Origin of the sequence: Mycobacterium sp. 1165196.3, from assembly GCF_001673415.1 — a bacterium.
In the GTDB taxonomy this organism is placed as follows: Bacteria; Actinomycetota; Actinomycetes; order Mycobacteriales; family Mycobacteriaceae; genus Mycobacterium; species Mycobacterium europaeum_A.
The window spans coordinates 1-9,607 of sequence record NZ_LZLU01000265.1 but is presented as its reverse complement, the minus strand read 5'-3'; the positions used below and the strand labels follow the sequence as shown (position 1 = coordinate 9,607).

11 protein-coding genes are annotated in these 9,607 nt (G+C 69.1%); 7 read left to right on the top strand and 4 right to left on the bottom strand.

The window, feature by feature from the left end:
* The 3 genes from A5659_RS25230 to modA form a co-directional block, all read right to left on the bottom strand.
* On the bottom strand, nt 1-538 hold a 538-nt coding region (locus A5659_RS25230; RefSeq protein WP_156749371.1), incomplete at its 3' end, for an ATP-binding cassette domain-containing protein.
* Nucleotides 535-1,335, bottom strand: coding sequence for an ABC transporter permease (locus A5659_RS25225; protein WP_066872799.1), 801 nt, complete (start codon nt 1,333-1,335; stop codon nt 535-537). The genes A5659_RS25230 and A5659_RS25225, both read right to left, overlap by 4 nt.
* A 7-nt stretch (nt 1,336-1,342) precedes the next feature.
* Nucleotides 1,343-2,113 (bottom strand): molybdate ABC transporter substrate-binding protein, encoded by a 771-nt coding sequence (gene modA / locus A5659_RS25220; protein WP_067019080.1) that lies wholly within the window; start codon nt 2,111-2,113, stop codon nt 1,343-1,345.
* A 193-nt stretch (nt 2,114-2,306) separates the two neighbouring features.
* On the opposite strand from modA, the gene A5659_RS25215 reads away from it, so the two are divergent.
* The 3 genes from A5659_RS25215 to A5659_RS25205 all read left to right on the top strand — a co-directional run bounded on the left by A5659_RS25215 (nt 2,307) and on the right by A5659_RS25205 (nt 5,531).
* The gene (locus A5659_RS25215) at nt 2,307-2,984 is read left to right on the top strand and encodes an SDR family oxidoreductase (RefSeq protein WP_067019083.1); all 678 of its coding nucleotides are present in this window, start codon (nt 2,307-2,309) and stop codon (nt 2,982-2,984) included.
* Nucleotides 2,985-3,041: 57 nt separating this feature from the next.
* On the top strand, nt 3,042-3,959 hold the full coding sequence (locus tag A5659_RS25210; RefSeq protein WP_067019089.1) for an LLM class F420-dependent oxidoreductase: 918 nt from the start codon (nt 3,042-3,044) through the stop codon (nt 3,957-3,959).
* A gap of 186 nt (nt 3,960-4,145) precedes the next feature.
* The gene (locus A5659_RS25205) at nt 4,146-5,531 is read left to right on the top strand and encodes an NAD(P)/FAD-dependent oxidoreductase (protein ID WP_066872790.1); all 1,386 of its coding nucleotides are present in this window, start codon (nt 4,146-4,148) and stop codon (nt 5,529-5,531) included.
* 48 nt (nt 5,532-5,579) lie between these two features.
* On the opposite strand, the gene A5659_RS25200 is transcribed toward A5659_RS25205, so the two are convergent.
* Nucleotides 5,580-6,002: a PaaI family thioesterase gene (locus A5659_RS25200; protein WP_369829231.1), complete on the bottom strand. Its 423-nt coding sequence runs from the start codon at nt 6,000-6,002 to the stop codon at nt 5,580-5,582.
* Nucleotides 6,003-6,322: 320 nt separating this feature from the next.
* Here A5659_RS25200 and A5659_RS25195 point away from each other — a divergent pair, with 320 nt between their 5' ends.
* The 4 genes from A5659_RS25195 to A5659_RS25180 form a co-directional block, all read left to right on the top strand.
* Nucleotides 6,323-6,742, top strand: a complete 420-nt coding sequence (locus tag A5659_RS25195; protein ID WP_066872787.1) for a BlaI/MecI/CopY family transcriptional regulator — start codon at nt 6,323-6,325, stop codon at nt 6,740-6,742.
* A 14-nt stretch (nt 6,743-6,756) separates the two neighbouring features.
* The gene (locus A5659_RS25190; RefSeq protein ID WP_066872785.1) at nt 6,757-7,707 is read left to right on the top strand and encodes a M56 family metallopeptidase; all 951 of its coding nucleotides are present in this window, start codon (nt 6,757-6,759) and stop codon (nt 7,705-7,707) included.
* Between the two features lie 100 nt (nt 7,708-7,807).
* Nucleotides 7,808-9,277, top strand: coding sequence for an NADP-dependent phosphogluconate dehydrogenase (gene gndA, locus A5659_RS25185; protein ID WP_067185048.1), 1,470 nt, complete (start codon nt 7,808-7,810; stop codon nt 9,275-9,277).
* 50 nt (nt 9,278-9,327) lie between these two features.
* Nucleotides 9,328-9,607: IMP dehydrogenase (locus A5659_RS25180; protein ID WP_197498208.1), on the top strand; the 280-nt coding region annotated here is incomplete at its 3' end.

The following is a 9,607-nucleotide window of genomic DNA, read 5'->3' as shown; positions in this document are numbered from 1 at the left end:
CGGCCCGGATCGCGGCCGCCGCGGCGACGTCGAGCCCGGCCAGCGGTTCGTCGAGCAGCAACACGTCGGGTTCGGCGGCCAGCGCCCGGGCGATCGCGACCCGCTGCGCTTGCCCGCCGGACAGCTGGCGCGGCTTCCGGTCGGCCAGGCCCTCCGCGTCCACCTCGCGCAGCCACCCCAGCGCCGTGTCGGATCTTCCGGTGCGACCCGCCCGCCACCGCGCCCGACGGCTGTGCGGTCCGAAACCGACGTTGGCGGCAACACTCATGTGCGGGAACAGCAGCGCATCCTGCAGCAGCAGCCCGACCCGGCGGTCGTGTGTCGGCACGCTGACGCCGGCCGCGGTGTCGGTCAGGACCCGGTCCCCCAGCCGCACCACCGCGTGGTCGGGCCGAAGTAGCCCCGCGATGACGTGTAGCACCGTCGATTTGCCGGCGCCGTTGGGGCCGAGCACGGCGAGCACCTCGCCCGCGGATACCGAGAACTCCACGTCCACCCCGCGGTCCGCGACGACCGCGCGCAGCTGCAATTCGCTCACGGTTGCCCCGTGTCGGCCCCGGCCAGCCGGCGGGTGCCCAGGCCCAGCACCACCAGGGCCGCCACCACCACCAGCAGGATCGACAGCGCCACAGCGGCATTGGCGTCGGTCACCCGCTGCAGGTAGATCTCCAGCGGCAGCGTGCGGGTCACCCCCTGGCGGGATCCCGCGAAGGTCAGTGTCGCCCCGAATTCGCCCAGCGAGCGGGCGAAGGCCAGCACCGCCCCCGACACCACGCCCGGCAACAGCAGCGGCAGGGTGACCCGCCACCACACGACGCTCGGGCGCGCCCCCAGCGTCGCGGCCACCAGCTCGTAGTCGGCGCCGGCGGTGCGCGCGGCGCCCTCGAGGGAGATGACCAGGAACGGCAGCGAGACGAAGGTCTGGGCCAGCACCACGGCGGTGGTGCTGAACGCGATCCCGACACCGGCGGCCTCCAGGTACCGGCCGAGCAGCCCCAGCCGGCCGAACGCGTAGAGCAGCGCGATGCCACCGACCACGGGCGGCAGCACCAGGGGCAGCAGGATCAGCGGCCGCAGCAACCGGACCACCCGCGCCGTGCTGCGCGCCAGCACCAGCGCCATCGGCACCCCGAAGACCACGCACAGCGCCGTGCTGGCGGCGGCGGTCTTCAGGCTCAGCAACAGCGCCGTTTTCGACGACGAGCTGGTGATCAGCGACCAGAAGTGCGGCCAGTCGACCTTGACCGCGATGGCCAGCAACGGCAGCACCACGAAGACGGCCCCCGCCGCCGCGGGGAGGTACACCCAGCGGGGCAGGTCCGTCGGCCGGTGCACGGGCGGCTCAGGGTTTCGCGAAGCCGGCCTGGACCAGGATCTGCTGCCCGGTCGGCGAGGTCACCAAGTCGACGAACTTGTGCGCCTGCGCGGCGAGCGGCGCGTTCTTCAGCACGCCGATGGGATAGACGTTCGCCGCGGCGGCGGCCTCCGGGAAGGCCACGGTCGCCACCTTGGCGCCGGCGTTCCTGGCGTCGGTGACATAGACCAGCGCGGCGTCGGCCTGGCCGCTGGTGACCTTGTTGAGGGCGTCGGTCACGCTGGGTTCCTCGCTGACCGGGTTGAGGCGCACGCCCGTGCGGTCTTCGACGCGGCGGGCCGCCGCCCCGCACGGCACCGGCTGCTGGCAGGTCACCACGTTGAGGCCGGGTCTGGCCAGATCGGCGAAGGAGCCGATTCGCTTCGGGTTGCCCGGAGCGGTGACGATGACCAGGGTGTTCGACGCGAAGTTCGTCGGGTCGCCGGCCAGCAAGCCGGCCTTGCTGACCGCATCCATCTGGGCGGTGTCGGCCGAGGCGAACACGTCGGCCGTTGCGCCCTGCGTCAGCTGGGTCGCCAGATCGGAGGAGCCGGCGAACTCGAAGTCGACGCCCGCGCCCGGATTCTGGGCCGTGAACTGCTGGCCGATCTGGGTGAACGCCGGCTTGAGCGACGCCGCGGCGAACACCACCACCTTGCCCGAGGCCTGCGCGGGCTGCGCGGGCTGCGAACCGCATCCGATCGGCCCCGCTGCCAGCACCGTCGAAACCACAGCGGCCAGGATCCCGATCCGACGCATGGATGCACCCTAGCCCGCCGATAATGCGGTGCGCTCGGCGGTTGAATCGCCGCAAGAAAGTGCCCGGGAAAGTGACGCCCGAATAGTTACGCAACTGATCCGCGCGTCGCGCCGGCGAAAGTTTCGCCGGCTAGCTACTGTCCAGTAACATATCCGGGGACGATGCCAATACGCGCGTGCACACGAGGAGGTCATGGCGGTGGAGGTGCTGGTTACCGGCGGAGACACGGAGCTGGGACGCACGGTGGCCGAGGGCTTCCGCGACGACGGCCACAAGGTGACCCTGGTGGGTGCGCGCAAGAGCGACCTGGAGATCGCCGCCAAGGAGCTGGAGGTCGAGTCGATCGTCTGCGACACCACCGACCCGGCCAGCCTGGAAGAGGCCCGTCCGCTTTTCCCGCACCACCTGGACACCATCGTCCACGTGCCGGCGCCCACCTGGGAGGCCGGCGACCCGCGCACCTATTCGATCGCCGACACCGCCAACGCCTGGCGCAAGGCCCTTGACGCGGCGGTGCTTTCGGCGGTGCTCACCGTCCAGGCCGTCGGTGATCACCTGCGCTCGGGCGGCTCGATCATCAGTGTGGTGCCCGAGAACCCACCGGCCGGCAGCGCCGACGCCGCCATCAAGGCCGCGCTGTCGAACTGGGCCGCGGGCCAGGCGGGCATCTTCGGCACCCGCGGCATCACCGTCAACGTGGTGGCGAGCGGACGCAGCGCCGAGGCCGGCTACGACGGGCTGTCACGCACGCCGGCGCCGGTGTCCGCGGAGGCCGCTCGGTTGGCGCTGTTCCTGACCACCTCGGCGGCCCGCCACATCACCGGCCAGACGTTGCACGTGAGCCACGGCGCGCTGGCCCGTTTCGCCTGACGCGTAACACGCCGCGCGCCCTTCTTTCGGGCAGGGCCGATCGCTACGGTGATTCTCGTGGCTATTCGACTCGGTCTGCAGATTCCCAACTTTTCCTACGGCACCGGGGTTGAACAACTCTTCCCCACCGTCGTCGCCCAGGCCCGCGAAGCCGAATCAGCCGGATTCGACTCGGTTTTCGTGATGGACCACTTCTACCAACTGCCGATGTTGGGTTCACCCGACCAGCCGATGTTGGAGGCCTACACCGCCCTGGGGGCGCTGGCCACCGCCACCGAGCGGGTACAGCTCGGCACGCTGGTGACCGGCAATACGTATCGAAACCCGAGCCTGCTCGCGAAGATCATCACCACGCTGGACGTCGTCAGCCAGGGACGGGCGATCCTGGGCATCGGCACCGGATGGTTCCAGCTCGAGCACGACCAGTTGGGCTTCGAATTCGGCACCTTCACCGACAGGTTCAACCGGCTCGACGAGGCCCTGCAGATCATCTTGCCGATGATCTCCGGCGAGCGGGCCACCGTCTCGGGCCAGTGGTACCAGACCAGCGAGGCGTTCGCCAATCCCCGCTTCCGGGAACACATTCCGCTGATGATCGGCGGCAGCGGGGAGAAGAAGACAATCCCGCTCGCCGCCCGGCACTTCGACCACCTCAACGTGATCGCGGGCTTCGACGAACTGCCGCGCAAGGTGGACGCCGTGCGCCGGTCCTGCGAAGAGGTGGGCCGCGACCCCGCCACCCTGGAGACCAGCGCGCTGATCACGGCCCTGATCGACGACAACGCGAGCCCCGACCAGATCCCCGCCGAGATGACGCAGCGCATGGTGGCCGGCACGCCGGACGCGGTCGCCGATCAGCTCAAGTCCAGGGTGATCGACGCGGGCATCGACGGCGTCATCATCAACCTGCCCGCCTACACGCCCGGCGTCATCGAGGCGGCCGGCGCGGCACTGCGTCCGCTGGTGGGCCGGTAGGTCTTTCGCCAGCTCAGCGCCCCGGTCGGCGGAGCATGACGAGTATCACGTTGGGCGACCAGCAGTGATACAGACGATGTGTTTGATTACACATGTTGCCAACTAGGTTTGGGGGTATCCGCCTGACTAGCGTGGTCGTTGACTGCAGTCGCGCGTCCAGGAGCCCCCGTCAGGAGCAGCGGAAACATGAGCCCCCAGCCAGGAACCACAGATGGACCGGAGCGTCGTCACCAGGTCGTCATCATCGGCTCCGGCTTCGGCGGACTGAACGCGGCCAAGAAGCTCAAGCACGCCAACGTCGACATCAAGCTGATCGCCCGGACCACGCACCACCTTTTCCAGCCGCTGCTGTACCAGGTGGCGACGGGCATTGTGTCCGAAGGCGATATCGCACCCCCCACCCGGGTCGTCCTGCGCAGACAGCGCAACGTCCAGGTGCTGCTCGGTGACGTCACCCACATCGACCTGGAGGGCAAGTTCGTGGTGTCCGACCTGCTCGGGCACACCTACGACACCCCCTACGACAGCTTGATCATCGCCGCCGGCGCGGGCCAGTCCTATTTCGGCAACGACCATTTCGCGGAGTTCGCGCCTGGCATGAAGTCGATCGACGACGCGCTCGAGGTGCGCGGCCGGATCCTGAGCGCGTTCGAGCAGGCCGAGCGCTCTCGCGATCCGGAGCGGCGGGCCAAGCTGCTGACGTTCACCGTCATCGGGGCCGGCCCCACCGGCGTCGAAATGGCCGGGCAGATAGCGGAATTGGCGAAGGACACGTTGCGGGGCTCCTTCCGGCACATCGACTCGACCAAGGCCCGGGTGATCCTGCTCGACGCCGCTCCCGCCGTGCTGCCGCCCTTCGGCGACAAGCTGGGTCAGCGGGCGGCGGCCCGGCTGGAAAAGATGGGCGTGGAGATCCAGCTGGGTGCGATGGTGACCGACGTCGACCGCAACGGCATCACGGTCAAGGACTCCGACGGCACCGTCCGGCGCATCGAGTCGGCGTGCAAGGTCTGGTCCGCCGGCGTGTCCGCCAGCCCGCTGGGTCGCGACCTCGCCGACCAGTCGTCGGTCGAACTCGACCGCGCAGGCCGCGTCAAGGTCCTGCCCGACCTGTCGGTCCCCGGCCACCCGAACGTGTTCGTCATCGGCGACCTGGCCGCCGTCGAAGGCGTGCCTGGCGTGGCGCAGGGCGCCATCCAGGGCGCCAAGTACGTCGCCAGCACCATCAAGGCCGAGCTCGGCGGCGCCAACCCGGCCGACCGGGAGCCCTTCCAGTACTTCGACAAGGGCTCCATGGCCACGGTGTCGCGGTTCTCCGCGGTCGCCAAGATCGGCCCGGTCGAGTTCAGCGGGCTGTTCGCCTGGTTCGCCTGGCTGGTGCTGCACCTGGTGTACCTGGTCGGGTTCAAGACCAAGATCAGCACCCTGCTGTCCTGGACGGTGACGTTCCTGAGCACCCGTCGTGGCCAGCTCACCATCACCGAGCAGCAGGCGTTCGCCCGTACGCGGCTGGAACAGTTGGCGGTGGTCGCCGCCGAGGCCAACCGGCCGGCTGCCAGACGCGCCAGCTAGCTTGCCCGACAGCGCAATTCAATGACGGCGGTGTGACGGGCCCACCGCTCAGCGGGCCTCGAGGTTCTGCAGCCGCACCTGACCGCGGGCGACGACGCGGTCGTCGTCGTCGGTGATGGTGACCAACCACAATTGCTGGCTGCGGCCGCGGTGGATCGGCTCGACGGTGCCGTACACCATGCCCGAGCCGATCGAGCGCAAGAAATCGGTGTTGTTGTTGACGCCCACCACGTTTCCGCCGCCGCGGGTGGCCAGCCAGGTGTAGGCGGCCACGCTCGCCATGCTTTCGATCATCGAGCAGTAAACGCCGCCGTGCACCAAACCCATCGGCTGCAACAGCTTGGGGGTGACCTCGAGTTGGGCCCGCGCACCGTCGGGGCTGAGTTCGGTGAACTGCAGCCCGATCTCGCGGTCGAAGGGTGCGGAGAAGTCCGGCGGGATAATGGCATTCTGCGGCTCTGGCACGTCCATGTGTCTACACCATGGCCCCGCAAGCGTTTTCGCCGTGGGACTTTGGCCCCGAAAACGGCTGAGCCCCGTACCTGTTGGCACGGGGCTCGCCGATCGAGTAGACCGGGGGTCGCTGCAGCCCTCAGGACACTCACACGGTCCGTTATCGCTCGACTCGATGAGCATAGGCAAGGCTGCCCTAACTTCGCAAGGGGTATTGTTCTTCTTGTTCGCCCCGGGGGCGCGCGCGTCGGCCGACACCGTGATTTGTCAGCCTTCCGTACGACCGTCGGTAGTAAGCCGGAGTACGCTGGTTTCGACGCTCAGGAGATGAACGAACTATGGCCAAACTGACTCGGCTGGGGGATCTGGAACGGGCCGTCATGGACCACCTGTGGTCCACGCCCGAGCCTCAGACCGTTCGCCAGGTCCACGAGGCGTTGTCGGCGCAGCGCGATCTCGCCTACACCACGATCATGACCGTGCTGCAACGGCTGGCCAAGAAAAACCTGGTCTCGCAGATCCGGGACGACCGGGCGCACCGGTACGCGCCTGTTCATGGTCGCGACGAGCTGGTCGCCGGACTCATGGTGGACGCGCTGGCCCAAGCCGAGGATCCCGGGGGCCGGCAGGCCGCGCTGGTGCACTTCGTCGAACGGGTCGGCGCCGACGAGGCGGAGGCGCTGCGGCGCGCGCTCGCCGAACTGGAAGCCAATCAACGCAATAACTCACCATCTGCTGGCGCTGCACCGGAGGCCTGAGGGACACTGACAGTGTGTCCGCGCTGGCTTTCACCATTCTCGCGGTGCTACTGACCGGTCCGGTGCCGGCGATGTTGGCACGCGCGCGCTGGCCGCTGCGCGCTCCCCGCGCCGCCATGGTGCTCTGGCAGGCGGTCGCACTGGCCGCGGTGCTGTCGGCGTTCAGCGCCGGCATCGCGATCGCCACCCGCCTGTTGATGCCCGGCCGCGACGGGCGACCCACGACCAGCATCGTCGGCGCCGCCGAGCGCCTCGGCTGGCCGCTGTGGATCGCCTACGTCAGCGTGTTCGCCCTGACCGTGCTGGTCGGCGCCCGGCTGATGGTCGCCGTGGTCCGGGTGGCCATCGCCAACCGGAAGCGACGGGCCCACCACCGCATGGTGGTCGACCTGGTCGGGGTCGGCCACGGTGCCGCGCTGTCGCAGCCCTGCGCCCGCACCCGCGATCTTCGTGTGTTGGACGTCCCACAACCGCTGGCCTACTGCCTGCCCGGCGTGCGCAGCCGCGTGGTGGTCAGCGAGGGGACGCTGAGCACCCTCGCCGACGCCGAAGTGGAGGCGATCCTCACCCACGAGCGCGCCCACCTTCGGGCGCGGCACGACCTGGTGCTGGAGGCCTTTACCGCCGTGCACGCGGCCTTCCCGCGGCTGGTCCGCAGCGCCAACGCGCTCGGCGCCGTCCAGCTGCTGGTCGAGCTGCTCGCCGACGACGCGGCGGTGCGCGCCGCGGGTCGCGCTCCCCTGGCCCGGGCGCTGGTCGCCTGCGCGTCCGGGCGGGCCCCGTCGGGTGCATTGGCGGCCAGCGGTCCCAGCACGGTGCTGCGAGTGCGCCGCCTGGGCGGACGCGGCAACAGTCCCCTGCTGTCGGCGGCCGCATACCTGGCCGCGGCCGCCGTGTTCGTCGTGCCCACGGTCGCGCTGGCCGTCCCGTGGCTCACCGAGCTGCAACGCCTGTTCAACCTCTGACACCGCCGAGAACCGATCACCCCGGGCGCCTGACTGTTCGCTGTGCCACAGTGTCACCGAAAGCTTTTGGTGAAAGTTCTCCAACTTGAGAGGCGACAACATGAGTTCGTCGGATGCCCACTCCGGATCCAAGACCGGCACCGCGCAGATCGGCGTCACGGGCCTGGCCGTGATGGGTTCGAACATCGCCCGCAACTTCGCCCGGCACGGCTACACGGTGGCCCTGCACAACCGGTCGATCGCCAAGACGGACGCGCTGCTCAAAGAGCACGGCGACGAGGGCACGTTCGTGCGATCGGAGACCATCGCCGAATTCCTGGACGCGCTGGAAAAGCCGCGCCGGGTGCTGATCATGGTCAAGGCCGGTGAGCCCACCGACGCCGTCATCAACGAGCTCGCGGACGCCATGGAAGAAGGCGACATCATCATCGACGGCGGCAACGCCCTCTACACCGACACCATCCGCCGGGAGAAGGCCATCCGGGAGCGCGGGCTGCACTTCGTCGGCGCCGGCATCTCCGGCGGCGAAGAGGGCGCGCTCAACGGCCCGTCGATCATGCCCGGCGGCCCGGCCGAGTCGTACGAGTCGCTGGGCCCGCTGCTCGAGGAGATCTCCGCACACGTCGACGGCGTGCCGTGCTGCACCCACATCGGCCCCGACGGCGCCGGGCACTTCGTCAAGATGGTGCACAACGGCATCGAGTACTCCGACATGCAGCTGATCGGCGAGGCCTACCAGCTGTTGCGCGACGGGCTCGGCAAGACCGCCCCCGAGATCGCCGACGTGTTCGCCGAGTGGAACAAGGGCGACCTGGACAGTTTTCTCATCGAGATCACCGCCGAGGTGCTGCGCCAGACCGACGCCAAGACCGGCAAGCCGCTGGTCGACCTCATCCTCGACGAGGCCGAACAGAAGGGCACCGGTCGCTGGACCGTGAAGTCCGCTCTGGATCTCGGCGTACCGGTGACCGGCATCGCCGAGGCGGTGTTCGCCCGCGCGCTGTCGGGCTCGGTGGCGCAGCGCAAGGCGACTACCGGGCTGGCGTCCGGCCAGCTGGGCGAGAAGCCAAGCGACGCAGCGCAATTCATCGACGACGTGAGCAAGGCGCTGTACGCGTCGAAGATCATCGCCTACGCCCAGGGCTTCAACCAGATCCAGGCCGGCAGCGCCGAGTACGACTGGGACATCACCCCCGGCGACATGGCGACCATCTGGCGCGGCGGCTGCATCATCCGGGCAAAGTTCCTCAACCGGATCAAAGAGGCGTTCGACGAGAACCCCGACCTACCGACGCTCATCGTCGCGCCGTACTTCCGCAGCGCCATCGAGGAATCGATCGACAGCTGGCGCCGCGTCGTGGTGAAGGCCACCGAACTCGGCATCCCGATCCCCGGGTTCTCGTCGGCGTTGTCCTACTACGACGCGCTGCGCACCGAGCGGCTGCCGGCCGCACTCACCCAGGGCCTGCGCGACTTCTTCGGCGCGCACACCTACGGCCGCATCGACGACGACCCGGCCAAGCGTTTCCACACGCTGTGGAGCGGGGATCGCACCGAAGTGCCCGCGTAGCGGGGACAGCACTGGCGTGAAGGGGGCGTGAGTTTGGTGGGGCGACTGCGATGAGGTTTCTCGACGGGCACAGACCCGCATACGACCTGACCTACAACGACGTGTTCGTGATGCCGAACCGTTCGGAGGTCGCGTCCCGCTTCGACGTCGACCTGTCCACCGAGGACGGTTCGGGCACCACGATCCCCGTCGTCGTCGCCAACATGACCGCGGTGGCGGGGCGGCGGATGGCCGAGACGGTGGCGCGCCGCGGGGGCCTCGTCATCTTGCCGCAGGACCTCCCCATCACCGCGGTGCAGCAGACGGTGGAGTTCGTCAAGAGCCGCGACC

Coding starts and splice junctions, on each gene's coding strand:
- A5659_RS25215 (WP_067019083.1), top strand. CDS start 2,307: ATGGCGGTGGAGGTGCTGGTTACCGGCGGAGACACGGAGCTGGGACGC.
- A5659_RS25195 (WP_066872787.1), top strand. CDS start 6,323: ATGGCCAAACTGACTCGGCTGGGGGATCTGGAACGGGCCGTCATGGAC.
- gndA (WP_067185048.1), top strand. CDS start 7,808: ATGAGTTCGTCGGATGCCCACTCCGGATCCAAGACCGGCACCGCGCAG.
- A5659_RS25205 (WP_066872790.1), top strand. CDS start 4,146: ATGAGCCCCCAGCCAGGAACCACAGATGGACCGGAGCGTCGTCACCAG.
- modA (WP_067019080.1), bottom strand. CDS start 2,113: ATGCGTCGGATCGGGATCCTGGCCGCTGTGGTTTCGACGGTGCTGGCA.
- A5659_RS25200 (WP_369829231.1), bottom strand. CDS start 6,002: ATGGACGTGCCAGAGCCGCAGAATGCCATTATCCCGCCGGACTTCTCC.